The sequence below is a fragment of the Intestinibacillus sp. NTUH-41-i26 genome (assembly GCF_032769475.1).
GTDB classification, from domain to species: domain Bacteria; phylum Bacillota; class Clostridia; order Oscillospirales; family Butyricicoccaceae; genus Agathobaculum; species Agathobaculum ammoniilyticum.
Map to the genome: position 1 here is coordinate 1,285,935 of NZ_CP136477.1, position 18,732 is coordinate 1,304,666.

Consider the following 18,732-nt stretch of genomic DNA (forward strand, 5'->3'; position numbering starts at 1 on the left):
GGGCGAGGTGCGTTCTCTCGCGTTTGGGGATAACAATACCGTGATGGTGGTCGAGTTGGGACTTTCGCAGGTGGTCAGCCGAAAAGCGATCGCCCAGGTGGAAAAGCAGATCGCAAAGCAGTACGGGCTGGAGCGCGTGTGTATCGAGCCGCGCTACAGCATGCCGGACGGGCTGACCGATGCGTACATAGGCTCGCTGTATGAGGATATGGCGTACCGCATGCCCTCCGCGCGCGGTCTGCTCGACTGCGCCAAGTGGAAATACGAGGGCGGCGCGCTGTATATTCCGATGGACGAGGTGAGCGAAAAGCATTTTGCCAACGCGCTGCGCCATCTGGAAGCGCGAATCCGACGCGAGCTGGATATGGTGTGTCCGGTGCATGCGGTGCGCGCGGCGGCAGAGGATTACGCGCCCCCGTCCGACGCGCCGAAGCGCGAGGAGATTTTGCAGCAGGCGGTCGCGGAAGCAGTGTCCGCGGCTCCGGCGGCGCCCAAGCCGAAAAAGCCGCGTCCCGCGCCCCGGCCGGAAAATGCGGGCTACCAGCGCCCGCGCACGGAAAAAGGTGCGCGACGACGACCTGATCTTCGGCAAGCTGATACAGGACCCGATCGTGTCGGTCAACGAGGCGATCGCAGCTTACGATATGGTCACCATTCAGGGCGAGGTGTTCTTCACCGACAACAAGGACATCCACAGCAAAAAGACCGGCAAGGACTATGTAAAGATTGCGTTCGATATGACCGACCGCACGAACTCGGTGCGCGTGTCCAAATTCCTGGCTGCGGACAAGGCGGGCGACACGGCCTCCCACATCAAAAACGGCCTGTACTGCACGGTGCAGGGCAAGATGGTGTATGACTCGTTCGCCAAGGAGATGGTTTTGGAGCCGACCGGTATCGTCAAGGCGAAAAAGCCCGTACGGCAGGACAAGGCCGAGGGCATGAAGCGCGTCGAACTGCATCTGCACACCAATATGAGCGCGATGGATGGTATGTCCTCCACTGCGGCGCTGTTGTGCCGCGCTGCGCAGTGGGGACACCGCGCCATGGCGATCACCGACCACGGTGTAGCGCAGGCCTTTCCCGAAGCCCTGCATGCGCAGGAGGGCAAGCAGAAGGACATTATTGGGGATATGAAGATCATTTATGGCATTGAGGCGTACTATGTCAACGATGCGGACAGCCTTTCGGTCGTGCGGGGCGGCTCGGTCGAACCGCTGGAGGGAACGTTCATCGTGTTTGACCTGGAAACCACCGGTCTCAATCCCGCGAGCGAGGAGATCACCGAGATCGCGGCCGTGCGCGTGACCGACGGGGCGATCCATGACGCGTTCCAGACCTATGTCAACCCGCACAAGCCCATTCCCGAGGAAATTACCAAGCTGACCGGCATTTCGGATGAGACGGTCGCGGACGCGCCCGACCTCGGCGAGGCGGTCCCCAAATTCCTCGCTTGGGCGGGGGAGGGGCGGTATCCCCTTGTTGCGCACAACGCGGGCTTTGATATGGGTTTTCTGCGCGCGGCCTGCAAGCGGCTTTCCATCGAGCGGGAATTCACCGCGATCGACACGCTGGAAATGTCGCGCATGATGCTGCCGCACCTGCATAAATTCAAGCTGAACATCCTGGCCAAGGAACTACAGGTCGGTCCGTTCGAACATCATCGCGCGAGCGAGGACGCGGCCGTGCTGGGGCGCATCTTCGTCAAGCTTCTGGCGCGCCTGCGGGAGGAAATGCACGCGCGGACTGTGGCGGATATCAATCCGGTGCTCGCCGCGACGACCGACCGCAAGAACAAGCTGAAAAACCTGCCGCGCTATCATTTCATCATCCTAGTGAAAAACCAGGCGGGGCTGCGCAACCTGTACCAGCTCATCTCCAAGAGTTTTCTCGAATACTACAATAAGCGGCCGATCATGCCGCGCTCGGAGCTGATCCGCCACCGCGAGGGGCTGATCTTTGGCTCGGCATGCGAGGCGGGAGAGGTGTTCCGCGCCTTGACGGGTAATGCGGAGTGGGACGAGCTGAAACGGCTCGCGTCCTTTTACGATTATCTGGAGATCCAGCCCATCGGCAACAACAACTTTATGATCGGCAAGGGCATGGCTAAGGATGAGGAGCAGCTCCGCGACTGGAACCGCGCGATCCTGCGCCTTGCGGACGAACTGGGCAAGCCCTGCTGCGCGACCGGCGACGTACACTTTCTTGAGCCTGAGGACGAGGCGTTCCGCCGCATCCTGATGGCAGGGCAGGGCTTCGGCGACGCGGATAACCAGGCACCGCTGTACTTCAAGTCCACGGACGAGATGCTGAAGGAATTCGCCTACTTGGGTGCGGACCGCGCGTACGAGGTCGTGGTCAGGAACACGAACAGGATCGCGGACATGTGCGACGTGATCCGTCCCGTGCCGCGCGAAAACTACCCACCGCACATCGACGGCTGCGAGGACGACCTGCGCAATATGTGCTATGAAAAGGCCAAGCGCATCTACGGCGATCCGCTGCCCGAGTTGGTGCAGGCGCGGCTCGACCGCGAGCTGAACTCCATCATTGGCAACGGCTACGCGGTCATGTACATCATCGCGCAGAAGCTTGTGACCAAGTCGCTCGCGGACGGCTATCTGGTCGGCTCGCGCGGGTCGGTCGGCTCGTCGCTCGCAGCATTTATGTCGGATATCACCGAGGTAAACTCGCTCGCGCCGCATTACCTGTGTCCAGACGACAAATACGTCGAGTGGCACGAGGAATATTCCTGCGGCGTGGACCTGCCGGACAAGGTATGCCCGACCTGCGGCAAGCCGCTGACCAAGCAGGGCTTTAACATCCCGTTCGAAACCTTCCTCGGCTTCGAGGGCGATAAGGTGCCGGATATCGACCTGAATTTTGCGGGCGAGTACCAGTCGCGCATCCACCACTACACAGGCGAGATTTTCGGACACGACCATGTGTTCCGCGCGGGTACGATCGGCACGGTGGCGGAAAAGACCGCCTACGGCTATGTCAAAAAATACATGGACGAGCGCGGCATCGAGTGTTCGCGCGCGGAGGAGAACCGCCTCGCCGCGGGCTGCACGGGCGTACGCCGCACCTCAGGCCAGCACCCGGGCGGCGTGGTCGTGGTACCCAAGGAGATCGAAATTTACGACGTGTGTCCGGTGCAGCATCCGGCGGATGATCCGGATTCGGACATCATCACCACTCATTTTGAATATCACTCGATCGACGCCAACCTGCTTAAGCTCGACGAGTTGGGACACGATGACCCGACCATGATTAAGCACCTGGAAAACCTGACCGGCGTTAACGCGCAGGAAATCCCGCTTGACGATCCCGACACCATGAGCCTGTTCCATTCGTGCAAGGCGCTGAAATACACGGGCGAAAATCCGGATACCGACCCCATCCTGGGCGACCTCGGCTGCCTGGCCGTACCCGAGTTCGGCACCAAGTTCGTGCGCGGCATGGTCAAGGAGACCCACCCTTCGACGTTTGCCGAACTGGTCTCCATTTCCGGCCTGTCGCACGGCACGGACGTGTGGCTGGGCAACGCGGCCGAACTGGTGCGCCGCGGTATTCCGCTGTCCGGCTGCATCTGCTGCCGCGACGATATCATGAACTACCTGATATTGCAGGGCGTCAAACCCAAGCTCGCGTTCAAAACTATGGAAAGCGTGCGCAAGGGCAAGGGACTGACCGAGGAAATGGAAGCCGCGATGAACGAGCAGAACGTGCCGGACTGGTACATCGATTCGTGCAAAAAGATCAAGTACATGTTCCCAAAAGCGCACGCGGTCGCTTATGTGATGATGGCGTTCCGTATCGCGTGGTTCAAGGTACACCGGCCGCTGGCGTTCTATTCCGCGTATTTTTCCGTGCGCGCCAAGGGGTTTGATGCGTCCTGCATGATCAAGGGCGATAAGGTGTGCATTGACAAGATCAAGGAGTTGCAGATGAAAGACCGCGAAAAGACGATCTCCGCGGCGGAAAAGGAAATGATGACCACGCTCGAGGTGTGCCATGAGTTTTACCGGCGCGGCTTCGTATTCGAGCCGATGGACATTTACACCTCGGCCGCAACTGATTTCATTGTGACCGAAAAGGGACTGATCCCGCCGTTTACCTCGATGCCCGGCATCGGCGAGCAGGCGGCGCAGAATATCGTGGAGGAACGGCGGAACGGCAGGTTCCTCTCCGCCGAGGAGATGGCGGTGCGCTGCCCCAAGGCGTCCAAGGCGGTGGTCGAGCTGCTCGACCAGATCGGCGCGCTCGGCTCGATGCCCAAGACCACGCAGATCAGCCTGTTTGCGTAATACTGGAGAGGATAGGATAGACATGGCAAAATACGAAAAACAGTTGACCGGAGACTTTGACGCCGTGCTGAGCCGCCTGTTTGACGCAGTGATGAACGGCAGTATGTCCGCTTCTTATGAGGATGGGAGCGACTGGGAAGCGAACGGCATGCGCTGCGCGGTGCGCGTGTTCGAGCGTTACAGTTGGGCGGGCGGCAACCGCGTGAGCATGACCCTGATGCTTACAGGCTATGGGAACAGCCTGTTCCTGTCAGCCATCACCTCGGGCGGCAGCCAGGCAATGTTTTGGAAAGTCAACACCATGGGAGAGGAAAGCTTTCTGGAAACGCTGGTGCCGGTCGCGGAAGAGTACGCGGCAGGGCGGTAAGGAGGGCGCGCGGATGTACTGGATATGCTTTGGGGAAAGCGCCAAAGGCTGTCTGTCTGTTGCACGACACCGCATTGCGCCGGACATGCCGAAAGAAAAAATCATTGCACTGCTGGATGATTACACGCAGGGTGATATTCGCAATGTAGGCAACCGTGCCGCGCGGGAGGATATTCTTTTCCCGTGGCAGGAGGAGCAAGACGCGGACCCTGCATGGATGCGGGATTACATTGACCGGCATTGGGAGGCGTTCGGACGCCTGGACGAAGTGGACAAGGCGGTGATCTGGGCTGCCGGAGGGAATGCCGTGGAGCAGTGCGGTCTGCGGTATGTAGTCAGCCGGCTGTATGAGCGGCGCGTGCCGGTTTGGCTGGCCGAAGTGGAGGAGATTCCGCTGGGTGAGATCAAGGAGGAGGACGAGGGGAGGATCGGCGGTGCGGTCTCGGTCGTTACAGGCAGCCGTGTACTGAACTTCCTCCTGCGTTTTGTGCCGCAGCCGCTGGTGCGGCGGTATGCGGCGCACGTCTCGCGCCGTGTCAGGAGCGAGCGGGCAAAAGAGGGACGGGTACGGTACAGCGGTGTAGGGGAGATGGACTCGGGGGCGGCGCGGTATTTTTACAGGCGCCGCCGCCTGCTGACCGAGACTGAGCAGGGGCTTTTGCTGACCGAATGGAAGCGCATGCAGGAGGAAAACGCTCCTCTGCGCGTGATGGCATCCGGCAGGCCGCGATCCGCAGCGATAGATTTTTACGACGAAGCGATCCTTGCCTGTGTGTCGACGCAGGAGAGACGCGCTGCGTTGACCGTTGGCAAGGCGCTGGTTAAACTCGCTGAGGCGGGCGACTGTGTGAGCGATATGATGATCTTCTCGCGGATCCGCGCGCTCGGCGCGGCGGGACGGCTGGAGATCGTGCGCGACGCGCCGACCTATCGGGACATGACCATCCGCAAAATCAGGTCTTGACAAGGATAGACGTTTTATGCTATTATTTTAGCGCGATAAATCGATAAAGGAGTTTTCGGCCATGAACCGTTTTCGTATTTCCACACCAGAGGGGACGCGCGACCTGCTGTTCTCCTCCTGCCGCGCCTTGCGGCAGACCGAGAACACCATACGCGCCTCCCTGGAAAACCGCGGCTACAGTGAGATTATCACACCGGCTGTCGAATATTTCGACGTGTTTGCGCAGGCCAATCCAGAACTGGATCAGGAGCAGATGCTCAAGGTGATCGACCGGTCGGGACGCATCTGCGTGGTGCGTCCCGACAATACGACACCGATCGCCCGTATCGCGGCGACGCGCCTGGATAACGCGGCGCTGCCCGTACGGCTGTATTACAGCCAGAAGGTGTTCCGCTCGGTTGTGGGCGGGCATGGCCACAAGGGGGAATTCCTGCAGGTCGGCGCGGAGTTAATCGGCGCGGACGGGCTGGAGGCGGATAAGGATATCCTTTCCGCGGCGTTCGGCGCGCTGACGGAAACCGGCGCGGCAGGCTTTCGCATCGAACTGGGGCATGCGGAGATCTATAAAGCCCTGATTGAGGAGCTGGGCGTGGACGCAGCGGCGGCAGAAAGCATCCGCCGCCTGATCGAAAATAAATCGTTCGCTGCCTTGGGCGACACGCTCTCGCCTTATGGCGACCGTCCGGCGGCGGGGGCGCTCCGCGCGATGCCGCAGTTGTTTGGAGGCATGGAAGTACTTGATCAGGTCGAAGCGCTGACCGGAAACGTGCGTGTGCTCGGCGCGGTTTCCTATCTGCGCCGGCTGTACCGCGCGCTGGACGAAACCGGCTATGGGGACCGCATCATGATCGATCTGGGCTTGGTGCATGAGATGGATTACTATACGGGTGTGATGTTCCGCGGCTACATCGGCGGCGCGGGCGCGGCTATCCTTGCGGGCGGGCGATATAACGCGCTGTGCGCCAAGTTCGGCAAGGACATGCCGGCGGGCGGCTTCGGTATCGATGTGGAAAGCGTCGCGGAAAGCCTGCAGGGCGCTGCGGGTACGGAAACCGGAATCCGACGCGATACGGTGCGCATCGCGCTGACCAAGGGGCGGCTGGAGAAGAAGACGCTCGCGCTGCTCAAAAGCGCGGGGTATGATATTTCCGAGCTGGAAGCCGGCTCGCGCAAGCTGATCTTTGCCCTGCCGGATACGGGCGTGGAGATCGTGCTGGCCAAGGCGGCGGATGTGATCACCTATGTCGAGCACGGCGTTTGCGATATGGGCGTGGTCGGCAAAGACACGATCATGGAAAAGGGCGGCAGCTTTTACGAAATGGTAGACCTTGGGTTCGGCAAATGTCGCTTCGCATTGGCGACCAAAAAGGGGAAGGACGTTTACGGCGGCTATCGGACACCGGTCATCGCGACCAAATATCCGGCGGTCACTAAGGCGTTTTTTAACCGCAAGAATATGGACGTGGAAACCATCAAGATCGAGGGGTCGGTTGAGCTTGCGCCGCTTTTGGAGTTGGCGGACGCAATTGTGGACATCGTGGAAACCGGTACGACGCTCAAGGAAAACGGGCTTGAGGTGATCGAGGACGTCGCGCCGATCTCGGCGCGCGTAATTGTCAATCTGGCGAGCGCCAAGCTGAAAAAGGCCGCGATCCAGAAGGTGATTGCCGAGCTGGAAAGCGGGTTGGAGGGATAATATGTTTTTGAAGACCGTTCTTGCGGACGGGCAGGCCGAGCAGGCTGTTATCCGCGAGATGAAAGCCCGCGCCGCCGGCGCGCGCGGGGATATTGAGCAGACCGTGCGCGCGATTATGGACGACGTGCAGGCGCGCGGCTGGGATGCGGTGTGCGAATATGCGGGGAAGTTCGATGGTAAGGCGCCCTATATCGTCGCGCCCTCCGAGCTGGAAGCGGCATATGCCGCGTGCGCGCCCAGCCTGACCGCGGCGCTCGAAAAGGCGGCCGCGAATATTCGGGATTACCATGAGCAGATGCTCATAAAATCTTGGGAATGGGAACGCGGCAGTGGGGAAACGCTTGGACAGACCGTGCGCGGGCTGGCGCGCGTGGGCATCTATGTGCCGGGCGGCACGGCGGCGTATCCGTCCAGCGTATTGATGAACGCCATACCGGCTCAGGTCGCGGGGGTAGGGGAGATTATCATGGTTACCCCGCCGACCGAAAACATGTCGATCGAGGTGCTGGCCGCAGCGAAGATTGTGGGCGTGGACAAGGTGATCGCCGTGGGCGGCGTGCAGGCGGTGGCCGCGCTGACCTATGGCGCGGGCATGATTCCCCAGGTGGATAAGATCGTTGGCCCGGGCAACGCCTATGTCGCGGCGGCGAAAAAGCTGGCTTTCGGCACGGTGGATATCGATATGATCGCGGGGCCGAGCGAGGTGCTGGTCATTGCCGACCACACAGCCAACCCGACCTGGGTGGCGGCCGACCTGCTGAGCCAGGCCGAACACGATCGGTTGGCTTCCGCCGTGCTGCTGACCGATTCAATGGCGCAGGCGCAGGCGGTTTCATGCGAGATGGAGCGTATGGCGCGCGCGCTGCCGCGCTGGGAGATCATCCGTGAGAGCGTGGCGGGTTACGGCTGCGCGATCGTGTTCGAGGATCTGAAGGAGGCCTGCAAAATGGCGGATATGGTCGCGCCCGAGCATTTGGAGGTCATGACCGCCGCGCCGCGCGAGCTGCTGCCATATCTGCATAATGCGGGCGCGATCTTCCTCGGCCGGTATGCGCCCGAGCCGCTGGGAGACTATATGGCAGGACCCTGCCACGTCCTGCCGACCTCGGGTACGGCGCGGTTTTTCTCGCCGCTTTCGACGGACACGTTCCTGAAGAAAACCAGCATCATCGAATACACGCGCGACGCGCTGCAGGGCTACGCGCAGGATATTATTGCGCTCGCGCAGAGCGAACACCTGGACGCGCACGCGAACTCGGTCGCGGTGCGCTTTGCGGAGGAAGCACAAGATGAGAAATGCTGAAATCAAACGCAAAACCAAAGAGACCGATATCACGGTCGCCCTCGACCTGGAGGGCGGCACACGGAAAATCGACACCGGTATCGGCTTTTTCGACCATATGCTGAACAGCTTTGCCGTACACAGCGGCTTCGGGCTGACGCTTACCTGCAGGGGAGACCTTGCGGTGGACGGACACCACACGGTGGAGGACTGCGGTATCGCGCTCGGACAGGCGCTCCGCCAATGCTTGGGCGACAAGGCGGGCATCGCGCGGTTCGGCCAGGCGTTCGTACCCATGGACGAGGCGCTCGGTTTCTGCGCGCTGGATATTTCGGGACGGCCGTATCTGGTATACGACGCGCCCATGCCCCAGCCCATGTGCGGCGGGTATGATACCTGCCTGACGGTCGAATTCATGCGCGCGTTCAGCGTGAACGCGGGGCTGACCCTGCATCTCAAATGCGAATACGGCGACAACGCGCACCACATCACCGAGGCGCTGTTCAAGGCGCTCGCGCGGGCGCTCAAGCAGGCGGTGGCGCAGACAGGCGGCGGTGTGCTTTCCGCGAAAGGGGTGCTGTGATTGAAATATGTGTTCGCGGGGCTGGGAACGGTTGCTGCGGTATTTGTTATTGCAGCGTTTGCCGCTGAGATGTGGCCACTTGCCGCATCGGTGGATCTGGGCGTACGCTTTTGCATGTATGCACTCTGTATTGGCTGTGGGCTGGTCGTAGGCTTTGGCTGGAAGATACTCGATGTGGTCAAAGCCCTGAAAAACACCTTAATGGATAAAGAGGACGGTCAATGAGCTATATTGCGATCGTAGATTACGGCGCGGGAAATCTGATGAGCGTACATAATTCGCTTGATTTCCTGGGTTATGAAAATAAAATAGCGGACACCGCGGAGGATCTTGAGCGGGCGGCGGGCGTGATCCTGCCCGGCGTGGGTGCGTTTCCGGACGCGATGGACGCGCTGTATGCCTCCGGACTGACCGGCGCGGTGCTGGAAGCGGCGCGGAAAAAGCCCTTCCTGGGCATCTGTCTCGGCATGCAGATGCTGTTCGAGGGCTCGGATGAGGTACGCCCCTGTGCCGGGCTCGGCCTGCTGCCGGGACGTATCACGCGCATCCCAACCGCGCTCAAGCTGCCGCAAATCGGCTGGAACGCACTCGACATCCTGCGCCCGAACGCAATGACCGCGGGGCTGGAAAACGGCGCGTATGTGTATTTTGTACACAGCTTCATGGCGCGGCCGGCGGTGGAGGACGACTTGGCCGCCGTGACGGACTACGGTGTGCGCGTACCCGCGATGGTGGCGCGCGGAAACCTGTTCGGTTGCCAGTTTCATCCGGAAAAAAGCGGAAAAGTAGGGCTGCGCATGTTGCAGAGCTTTGCAAAATTGACGGAGGTGGGAAAATGAGGGTTCTCCCTGCCATTGACCTGAAGGACGGGCAGTGTGTGCGCCTGCAGAAAGGTGATTACGGCACCGCGCACAGGGTCGCGGAGGACGCGGCGCAGACCGCGCGGGCTTTCCTTGACGCAGGTGCGGAGTTGATTCATATGGTTGACCTGGACGGTGCGAAGGACGGTTCGCACGCGAATTACAACGTCGTCCAGCGCGTGATCGAGGAGACGGGCGCGGCGGTCGAGCTGGGCGGCGGCATTCGGACGATGTCGGATGTGGAAGCGGTACTGGCGCTTGGCGTGACGCGCGTGATCATTGGCTCGGCGGCGGTGCGCAGCCCGCAGTTCGTGGCTGATGCGGTGGAGCGGTACGGAGACCGGATCGCGGTCGGCATCGACGCGCGCGGCGGCACGGTCCGCACCGAGGGCTGGCTGGTCGACAGCGGCACGGATTATATCGCGTTTGCCAGACAGATGGACGGTTACGGGGTGAAAACCATTATATTCACGGATATCGACAAGGACGGCATGCTCGAGGGGCCTAACTTCGACCAGCTCGCCGCGCTGCGGCAGGCGGTAACGTGTGGTATTGTCGCGTCGGGCGGTGTGTCCACGTTAGAGGATATCCGGCGGCTTAGGACGCTGGGCATCGATGAGGCGATTGCAGGCAAAGCGGTCTATTCCGGCGCGCTTGACCTGGCTGCGGCGATCAGGGAGGCGAAGTGATGCTTGCAAAACGGATCATTCCCTGCCTGGATGTCAAGGACGGGCGGGTGGTCAAGGGCGTGAACTTTGTCGGCCTGCGCGACGCGGGCGATCCAGTCGAGCTGGCGAAGTTCTATTCCGCCGAGGGCGCGGACGAGATCGTGTTCCTCGATATCACCGCGACGAGCGATGACCGCGCCACGATCGCGGACGTGGTGCGCCGCACCTGCCGCGAGGTGTTTGTGCCGGTCACGGTCGGCGGCGGCATCCGTACGGTGGAGGATTTTCGCGAGATCCTGCGCGCGGGCGCGGACAAGGTTTCGGTCAACTCGGCGGCGGTCAAAAATCCAGGGCTGATAGACGCGGCTGCGGAGAAGTATGGAAGCCAGTGCGTTGTCGTGGCCATCGACGGGCGGAAGACCGGAAAGACCCCCTCGGGCTTTGAGGTATATGTTGCGGGAGGGCGCACGCCGACCGGCATCGACGCGGTCGCATGGGCGGGCGAGGTATCCGCGCGCGGCGCGGGCGAGATCCTGCTCACCTCGATGGATCGGGACGGCACTAAGTCCGGCTTTGACTTGGATCTGACAAAGGCGGTCGTGGAGACGGCCGGCATTCCGGTGATCGCGTCCGGCGGCTGCGGCGCGCTTGATCATTTTTCCGAGGTGTTCGAGTGGACGGACTGCGATGCCGCGCTGGCCGCAAGCCTGTTCCATTACAGAGAGCTGACCGTGGGGCAGGTCAAGGCGCATCTGCGCGAAAAAAACATTCCGGTGAGGTTGTAAATCATGGAACTAAACAAATTTTTTGTCAAGGCGCCGCTGGTTCCGGTTATCTGTCAGGACGAGCGCAGCGGCGAGGTCCTCATGCTCGGCTATGCGGACGAAGAGGCGCTGCGCCTGACGATGGAGACTGGCACGGCGTGGTTTTTTTCGCGCTCGCGTCAGAAATTGTGGAACAAGGGCGAAACCTCGGGCAACGTTATTTTTGTGTCCAAAATACTGTCCGACTGTGATGACGATACGCTGATCTATGTCGGCACGCCCAAGGGACCGGTCTGTCATACGGGCAACCACACCTGTTTTTTTACAACGCTGTGGGAGAAAGAAAGGCACCTGTAGCGGGGCTTCCCAATTGTTTTTGATAGCAGGCGGCGGTCGCGGTGATGGGCGGCTCTATCATAGTGGCCGTTGACTGGAATGGAAGCGGCAAAAAAGATAGGAGGATGAATAGCATGAATTCCTTTGAGCAAATGGAGGCTGTGATCGCACAGCGTAGGGCCGAGCCGCAGGAGGGCTCGTATACCTGCTACCTGTTTGAAAAGGGTCTGGATAAGATTTTGAAAAAGGTCGGCGAGGAGTGCGCCGAAACCATTATTGCGGCAAAAAACGACGATAAGGCCGAGCTGGTGGGCGAGATCAACGACGTGTTCTATCACATGATGGTGATGATGAACGAATGCGGCGTGACGCTCGCGGACGTGTGCGCGGAAATGGATGTCCGCGCACAGAAGATCGGCAACCTAAAGCAGTTCCACGTTTCCGACCATAATACCTGAGAACAAGCTTCGTCCCTGTGCCGTGTTGCTTACAGGAGGGAAAAAGCCCCCGTTCGCCGCAGATATTCTGCAACGGATCGGGGACTTTCTGACTCTTATAGATAGAGGGGGTCAGAAAATCTTAAGAAATCCCCTGCCGGAATCTTAAGAAAGGCCCGCTATAATGTAAACACGGTACGGCGGACGCGCGCAAAGCGCCCGTCGGGAAAGGGAACGGATATGACGACACGATACATCAGCATACCAGGGGAGACGGTACGCCGGTCGGCCGCGGCCGCGCCGGGCAGGACCGCGCCCAAGCCCACTGGCAGGACAGCCCCGCGCCGGCGCAGGCGGGTGAAAAAGCGCCGCCATCCCCTCCGCGCGCTGTTACTGCTGGCGGTGCTGGCCGCGGTGGCGTGGGGCGGCCTGCGCCTGCTGGACGGCCTGCGCGTGGAGGCCGACTGGGCCGCGCGCGGCATCGCCGTGAAAGACGGGACGGCTGCGTCGATCGTCCAGCTCGCGCACAGGGACAGCCGCGCGCAGGCGATCGTGGACGCGCCGGAGGCTTATCCGCCGGAATACCTCGATCTGCTCGCCCGCAACAGCGAAACGCTGGAGTTTGTGCTGGGATATCCGGCGCACCATGGGGACGCGCCGGGGCAGTCCCTCACGGAACCGCTGGACACCATGCCACTGCTGCTGCAATGGGATATGCGGTGGGGGTACCAGCCCTATGGGGAAAGTACGGTTGCGGTCAGCGGCTGTGCGCCGGCGTGCCTTTCCATGGCAGCGGCCTATCTGACCGGCGACCCGACGCTCACCCCTTACCGCGTGGCGCAGTTCGCCGCGGAACAGGGATACTATGTGCCGGGGCAGGGGACAAGCTGGTCGCTGCTGAGCGAGGGCGCGCCCTCGCTGGGCGTACAGTGCCGCCAGCTTGCGCTCGACCAGGCGCAGGTCGACGCTGCGCTGGACGCGGGCCATCCGGTGATCTGCTCCATGCTGCCGGGAGATTTTACGACCGAGGGACACTTTATTGTGCTGTACGGCCGCGCGGATGGAGGGTATACGGTCCGCGATCCGAACAGCGTGGAGCGGAGCGGAAAGGTATGGTCCTATGATACGCTGTCCGGACAGATCGCCGGTCTTTGGGAGTGCTCTGCCGCCGGATAGGGGTTGCCCAAAAGGGAAAAACATGGTATGCTTGTCCAGAGGTGAAGAAAAATGCGCAGAAAAGACAGAGAGATCACAGGGCGGGAGAATATAGAGCCGATCCTCCGCGCCTGCAAAACCTGCCGCGTGGCGATGAGCGCGGAAGGGATGCCGTATGTGATCCCGCTCAATTTCGGCTATACCTGGGATGAAAGCGGCCTGACGCTGTATTTCCACAGCGGCCTGAAAGGGAAAAAGATCGACGCGCTGCGCAAAGACCCGCGCGTGTGCTTTGAACTGGACACCGAGGATGGGCTGACCGGAGAGGGCGATCTGGCGTGCCGGTACAGCTTTGCGTTTTCGTCCATTGTGGGCTACGGCAGCGTGCAGTTCGCGCAGGATAATGAGGAAAAACGCCACGGTTTTGACATTATCATGCAACACCAGACCGGACGTGGCGGCTGGACATATACCGACGCGGCTCTGTCGGTGGCCGAGGTGTTCTGGGTGCGCGCGGATTCGTTTGAGGCATCGCGCAAAGTGCGGTAACAACATGAAAAAGAGGCTTCCACTGAGGAAAGCCTCTTTTCTATTCCATGCTGCGCTTGCTCAAGCCCAGAAGTGCGCGGCGATCTGGTCGGCCTGCTTTTCAGCCTGCTGGAGCAGGGCTTCGACATCGTTTCCGATGATATCCAGCCCTTGCGCCGCGAGGGTGTCAAAGCGGCCGCCGCAAAGCAGCTTGCAGATGGATTCCAGATAGGCGCTGCCATGGTCGGCGAGTGCGGGATCGCTGTTATCAACGATGCCGCCGCGCGTTGTCACATAGAGCAGCCGCCGCGGCCTGCAGTCCGCAACCGGCTGGCCGTATTGGTTATAGTGGAACGTCAGGCCGGTCACGCACAGGCGTTCCAGATAGGCGCGCACCATGGCGGGAAAGCTCAAGTCCCAGAAAGGGCAGGCCAAGACGACGGCATCCGCGTTTTTGAACTGGTTTGCAAGCGCAAAAAACGGGGCGTCGAAAGCGCCGGCGCGAGAAAGTGCATCCCGTTCAGCGATCTCTGCCGCGCCGTAGGGCGTCAGATGGAGGGCGGGAAGCAGAAGCACATCGATATCCGCATCCGGAATGCGGCTGATAACGTGCTGGGCAAGCCGCAGGGTGCGCGAATCCCTGCCACGGATACAACCATTGACAAACAACAGGTTTTTCATCATATACGGTTACTCCTTTATTCGTTTTCTGCCGCGTATGCGGCAAAGAATGTGCAGCAAAACATTGATCGCGAGCGGTGGGGAAGCCGCGCGCCGGTCCGTCCCCATCATAACACGGCGGCAGGGCAAAGGCAAGAAAAAGCACATCCCCCTTTTGCCCAAAGAGGGATGTGCCGGAAAGCAAGAGGAAACGCCGTTATGCTTCGCTTCGCTTGACGAACTTGCTGCGCGGCGCGCGGCAGATCGGACAGATGAAATCGTCTGGAATGTCCTCAGCCAGCCGGACATAGCCGCATACCGTGCATTTCCAGCCCGCGTCCGCGGATAATTCGTGATAGACCGGCGCAACGGGTGGAACATCCTCGCCGCGCTTCTCAAACTCCTTGACGGTCAGGCAATCGCCGTCGCCGAGCACCTCCGCGTCGAGCAGCTCGCAGATAAATAGCGTGTAGGAGCCGATCGCAACGGTTTCCGTTACTTTCAGGCTCAGGCGGGACACCATGCCATCCGTCAGATAGGGGCAGCCTTGGCTGTCGGTCTGAACGGCAAAAGAAGCAAACTTATCGATCGCGCGGCCGGATTTGTAGCCGAACTCGTTGACGAGCCGGTCCTCCGCCTGCTTGGCGAGCAGGGTGGCCGCGGCAATGCCGCTCTTCTTGAGCGCCGCACAGGTCGCGGAATCATTGTTCAGAGAAAATGTGAATTTGGGAGGACGGGACGAGGTGACCTGGTGCAAGGAGTTGATGATGCAGCCGAAATTTTTGCCGCCCTCTGCGGTGGACAGCAGCGCAAGGCTGTAGTCCAGCTTTTTATATGCAGCGTTGTTCATAAAACCGTTCCTTTCTTGTCAATGCTCGTTATTGAAAATGAATATCAATTACAAATTTATACTATCACAATTGACAGGAAAAAGCTATATTTTTTTCCACAAAAAAGAATGAATTTTTTTGTGCTTTTAGAACAGGTTTTTCAGGTTCGGCTGTTCCAGATCAGGCAGATGGCGGAGTTGAGCGAGCAGCTCTGTCCGGTCGAGCAGAAGGTCGTCCGTTATCTGCTCCTTCTGGGCGGTGCGCACACGAGCGAACAGGCGGTTAACCTCGTCCAGCTCTTCGTGCAGGAGCAGGGAGCCGAGCAAGGTCTGCGCGGCCGACCATTTTTCGTAGGCCTGTTCCAGCCGGCCGCTTTCCATATCCTGAACGATGGCGTCCACCGTGGCTTCCACCGTCCGGCTGCTCCACAAGCTGCCCCAGATCAACAGGGCGAAAAGGGAGAGGGCAAGAAAAAGCCGCTGCATATCACGCATCCCCCTTTCGTTGAATAAAGGAATTGCCGCAGTCATCCAGCGTCATTAGAAAAACCTCGGATAAGGCGATGCTTTGGTTTTTCAGCCGGTTTTCGATATCCCGTGCGTCAAGGCGGAGAAGCTGGAGCGAGCGGGCGACCAGCTTGCCGTCCGACACCACAACGAGCGGCAGACCGGTGTCCTTGGGGGTCAGGCCGAGCATTTCCGCCGTGACCGGTTGCTGCGGCTGCTTGAGAATGACGGTCAGCGTGCCGTCCGGCTCGATCACGCCGTATTTGACGTCCGAGACCGATGCCACATTCTGCTTGCGCAGGGTTTCGATGATTTCGTCCGTGGTCAGCCGCATCTGGCGCAGCTTTTTGACATCGAGCAGCCCGCCGCGGATGATGATTGCCGGCTGCCCGTTGAGCAGGCGCCGGAAAAGGCGGCTTTTCAGCGCGACATAGCTCATCAGGATTTCGAGCGCGACCAGCGTGGCGATTGGAACCAGTCCGGCGAACATGGGGATACCGAGATCCTGCATGGGAACCGCCGCCAGGTCGGAAACAAGAATGGTGACCACCAGCTCGGAGGGGTCGAGTTCGCCGATCTGCCGCTTGCCCATGGCGCGCACGGCAATCACAACGGCAAGATAAAGGATCAGTGTACGCAACAGTGGCACAGCCATAACGCATCCTCTTTTCTTGATGGATTCCGGTGTAGTATGGCCGCAAAAACGGGAGAATATTCCTGTGACAAGAATTTAACACAGTAAAATGCGAAAAGGTGTTGACATTTCCCGAAAGCGGTCTTATAATATGAATAACATTTTGAATATTGCAATAGGCGATGACCGGAAAAGTAGCGCCTGGAATCCAGCGAGAGAGCCGTCGGTTGGTGCGAGACGGTGGAGGAAAGGAAGCGCGAAAGTCCTCCGCGAGCAGAGCGTCTGAAAAGGGATGAAATAGGGCCCCGTGTAAGGTGTTCCGCATGATCTGCGTTAAAGGATCGGGTTGAGTGGTCGCGTTCGGCAATTTGGCGCGCGGCAAAAAGAGTGGTACCGCAGAGTGATAGTCTTTGTCTCTTTGAAGAGGCAGAGGCTTTTTTTATTTTTGCTTTAAGACAGGAAAGGAGGCGGATCCGCATGGTAAAGAACGGTTCGGAGATTTTGGTGGATGTACTCGTCGAGCAGGGAGTTGATACGATATTCGGCTATCCGGGCGGCGCGGTCCTCAATATCTATGATGCGCTTTACAAAAACAGCGACCGCATTCGACATATTTTAACGGCGCATGAGCAGGGCGCCGCACACGCGGCGGACGGCTACGCCCGCGCGACCGGCAGGGTAGGCGTATGCTTGGCGACAAGCGGCCCGGGCGCGACCAATCTGGTGACCGGCATCGCCACGGCTTACATGGATTCCATCCCGATGGTCGCCATCACAGGCAACGTCGGCACCAGCCTGATCGGACGCGATTCGTTCCAGGAGGTATACATCGCCGGCATCACTATGCCGATTACCAAGCACAACTTTGTGGTGCGCCATGTGGAGGAGTTGGCGGACACGATCCGCAGCGCGTTCCGCATCGCAGCGTCCGGCCGGCCGGGACCGGTGCTGATCGACATTCCCAAGGATGTGACCAGCGCCACCTGCGACTATGTCCCGGGCGAAAAGGTAGAGGTGCATGAAACCTATGAGGTGACCGGTGAGCAGTTCCAGACGGTTGCCGACATGATCGCGCAGGCTGAACGGCCGATGATCTATTACGGCGGCGGCGTGGAGACCGCAAACGCGGGGACGGCCCTGCTGGAGCTGATGAAAAAAGCGGATATCCCGTCCGCCCATACCATCATGGCGATCGGCTGTATTCCGGATACCGAGCCGCTCAGTCTGGGGCTGGTCGGCATGCACGGTACGGTTTCGGCCGCGTGGGCGGTCGAGCGGTGCGACCTGCTGCTGTGCATCGGCGCGCGTTTTTCCGACCGTGTGGCGACCAATCCGTCGCGCTTCGCGCCGAAGGCAAAGGTCGTGCATATCGATATCGACGCTGCCGAGATCAACAAAAACATCGGCGTGGATTACGCTGTGGTCAGCGACGCGGAGAATTTCCTCGAAAAGCTGCTGCCCTATGTGCAGAAAGCCGACCACGGCGCATGGCGCGCGCAGATTGCCGAATGGCAGAGGACGCTCGATTATGTACCGCAGGACGACGACAGTGTCATCCACCCACACCAGTTGCTGCGGACGATTTACGAGATGGCGGGGGACGATGTGATCGTCGCCACCGATGTCGGCCAGCACCAGCTTTGGTCCGCACAGTATAACTGCTGCAAAAAAATCCGGCATTTTCTCACGTCAGGCGGGCTTGGCACGATGGGCTTCGGCTACGGCGCTGCGATGGGGGCGCAGGTTGCGTTTCCAGATAAGCCGGTTATCCATATCACCGGCGACGGTTCGTTCCATATGAACCTGAACGAGCTGTGTACATCGGTTACCTATAACCTGCCGGTCATCACGGTTATCATGAATAATAATGTGCTGGGCAATGTCCGCCAGTGGCAGACCATGTTTTATGAAAAGCGTTATTCCCAGACGAACCTGTACCGCAAGACGGATTACATCAAGTTGGCGGAAGCGTTTGGTGGCCGCGGTTTCCGCGCCACCAACATCGCCGAGCTGCGCGCGGCGCTGGGCGACGCGCTGCAGCGCACCGGTCCGGTGCTGATCGACTGCCAGATCGACAAGGACGAACGCGTCCTGCCCATGATACCGGCGGGCGGCACGGTCGACGATATCGTGGCGGACTGAGAAAAGGAGA

Annotated in this window: 19 protein-coding genes, 1 pseudogene and 1 other annotated feature; of the genes and pseudogenes, 16 read left to right on the forward strand and 4 right to left on the reverse strand. The window is 60.0% G+C overall.

The features are described 5' to 3' along the window. Positions 1-530 precede the first annotated feature (530 nt). The 15 genes and pseudogenes from RX717_RS06570 to RX717_RS06640 all read left to right on the forward strand — a co-directional run bounded on the left by RX717_RS06570 (position 531) and on the right by RX717_RS06640 (position 13,971). Positions 531-4,310, forward strand: coding sequence for a PolC-type DNA polymerase III (locus RX717_RS06570; protein WP_316960627.1), 3,780 nt, complete (start codon positions 531-533; stop codon positions 4,308-4,310). Between the two features lie 22 nt (positions 4,311-4,332). After that, entirely contained in the window at positions 4,333-4,677 is a 345-nt protein-coding gene (locus tag RX717_RS06575) for a DUF6054 family protein (protein WP_054326196.1), read from the forward strand. Positions 4,678-4,690: 13 nt separating this feature from the next. Continuing rightward, on the forward strand, positions 4,691-5,641 hold the full coding sequence (locus RX717_RS06580) for a DUF3658 domain-containing protein (RefSeq protein WP_107630642.1): 951 nt from the start codon (positions 4,691-4,693) through the stop codon (positions 5,639-5,641). A 61-nt stretch (positions 5,642-5,702) separates the two neighbouring features. Further along, positions 5,703-6,611 (forward strand): annotated as a pseudogene (locus tag RX717_RS06585) (ATP phosphoribosyltransferase regulatory subunit); the annotation flags it as partial. An 87-nt stretch (positions 6,612-6,698) separates the two neighbouring features. Beyond that, positions 6,699-7,337 (forward strand): ATP phosphoribosyltransferase, encoded by a 639-nt coding sequence (hisG, locus tag RX717_RS06590; RefSeq protein ID WP_242977960.1) that lies wholly within the window; start codon positions 6,699-6,701, stop codon positions 7,335-7,337. A gap of 1 nt (position 7,338) precedes the next feature. Next, entirely contained in the window at positions 7,339-8,640 is a 1,302-nt protein-coding gene (hisD, locus tag RX717_RS06595) for a histidinol dehydrogenase (protein WP_054326198.1), read from the forward strand. Beyond that, entirely contained in the window at positions 8,627-9,202 is a 576-nt protein-coding gene (gene hisB / locus RX717_RS06600) for an imidazoleglycerol-phosphate dehydratase HisB (protein WP_054326199.1), read from the forward strand. The genes hisD and hisB overlap by 14 nt, the downstream gene beginning before the upstream one ends. After that, entirely contained in the window at positions 9,203-9,427 is a 225-nt protein-coding gene (locus RX717_RS06605) for a hypothetical protein (RefSeq protein ID WP_054326200.1), read from the forward strand. After that, positions 9,424-10,041 (forward strand): imidazole glycerol phosphate synthase subunit HisH, encoded by a 618-nt coding sequence (hisH, locus tag RX717_RS06610; protein ID WP_054326201.1) that lies wholly within the window; start codon positions 9,424-9,426, stop codon positions 10,039-10,041. The genes RX717_RS06605 and hisH overlap by 4 nt, the downstream gene beginning before the upstream one ends. After that, positions 10,038-10,751 (forward strand): 1-(5-phosphoribosyl)-5-[(5-phosphoribosylamino)methylideneamino]imidazole-4-carboxamide isomerase, encoded by a 714-nt coding sequence (hisA, locus tag RX717_RS06615; RefSeq protein WP_107630640.1) that lies wholly within the window; start codon positions 10,038-10,040, stop codon positions 10,749-10,751. Before hisH ends, hisA begins: the two co-directional genes overlap by 4 nt. Beyond that, positions 10,751-11,515 carry an imidazole glycerol phosphate synthase subunit HisF gene (hisF, locus tag RX717_RS06620; RefSeq protein ID WP_054326203.1) on the forward strand — a complete coding sequence of 255 codons (765 nt, stop codon included), beginning with the start codon at positions 10,751-10,753 and terminating at the stop codon, positions 11,513-11,515. The genes hisA and hisF overlap by 1 nt, the downstream gene beginning before the upstream one ends. 3 nt (positions 11,516-11,518) lie before the next feature. Beyond that, positions 11,519-11,851, forward strand: coding sequence for a phosphoribosyl-AMP cyclohydrolase (gene hisI / locus RX717_RS06625; protein ID WP_107630639.1), 333 nt, complete (start codon positions 11,519-11,521; stop codon positions 11,849-11,851). 113 nt (positions 11,852-11,964) lie between these two features. Beyond that, positions 11,965-12,288 carry a phosphoribosyl-ATP diphosphatase gene (hisE, locus tag RX717_RS06630; protein ID WP_107630638.1) on the forward strand — a complete coding sequence of 108 codons (324 nt, stop codon included), beginning with the start codon at positions 11,965-11,967 and terminating at the stop codon, positions 12,286-12,288. A 219-nt stretch (positions 12,289-12,507) separates the two neighbouring features. Beyond that, on the forward strand, positions 12,508-13,443 hold the full coding sequence (locus RX717_RS06635) for a C39 family peptidase (RefSeq protein WP_107630637.1): 936 nt from the start codon (positions 12,508-12,510) through the stop codon (positions 13,441-13,443). A gap of 51 nt (positions 13,444-13,494) precedes the next feature. Further along, complete coding sequence (locus RX717_RS06640; protein WP_054326205.1) at positions 13,495-13,971, forward strand: pyridoxamine 5'-phosphate oxidase family protein; 477 nt, start codon at positions 13,495-13,497, stop codon at positions 13,969-13,971. A 60-nt stretch (positions 13,972-14,031) separates the two neighbouring features. On the opposite strand, the gene RX717_RS06645 is transcribed toward RX717_RS06640, so the two are convergent. From RX717_RS06645 to RX717_RS06660, 4 genes are all read right to left on the reverse strand, one after another. Continuing rightward, the gene (locus RX717_RS06645; protein WP_107630636.1) at positions 14,032-14,634 is read right to left on the reverse strand and encodes an NAD(P)H-dependent oxidoreductase; all 603 of its coding nucleotides are present in this window, start codon (positions 14,632-14,634) and stop codon (positions 14,032-14,034) included. A gap of 193 nt (positions 14,635-14,827) precedes the next feature. After that, the gene (locus RX717_RS06650) at positions 14,828-15,460 is read right to left on the reverse strand and encodes a flavin reductase (protein ID WP_316960628.1); all 633 of its coding nucleotides are present in this window, start codon (positions 15,458-15,460) and stop codon (positions 14,828-14,830) included. 126 nt (positions 15,461-15,586) lie between these two features. After that, on the reverse strand, positions 15,587-15,925 hold the full coding sequence (locus tag RX717_RS06655) for a DUF4363 family protein (protein ID WP_054326209.1): 339 nt from the start codon (positions 15,923-15,925) through the stop codon (positions 15,587-15,589). Position 15,926: 1 nt separating this feature from the next. Further along, entirely contained in the window at positions 15,927-16,601 is a 675-nt protein-coding gene (locus RX717_RS06660) for a DUF421 domain-containing protein (protein ID WP_054326210.1), read from the reverse strand. Positions 16,602-16,753: 152 nt separating this feature from the next. Then, positions 16,754-17,001 (forward strand) — a binding site (T-box leader). Positions 17,002-17,057: 56 nt separating this feature from the next. Between RX717_RS06660 and ilvB the strand changes: the two genes are divergently transcribed. Beyond that, a complete protein-coding gene (ilvB, locus tag RX717_RS06665; RefSeq protein ID WP_107630635.1) occupies positions 17,058-18,722 on the forward strand; it encodes a biosynthetic-type acetolactate synthase large subunit in 1,665 nt (554 codons plus the stop codon). Positions 18,723-18,732: the final 10 nt, after the last annotated feature.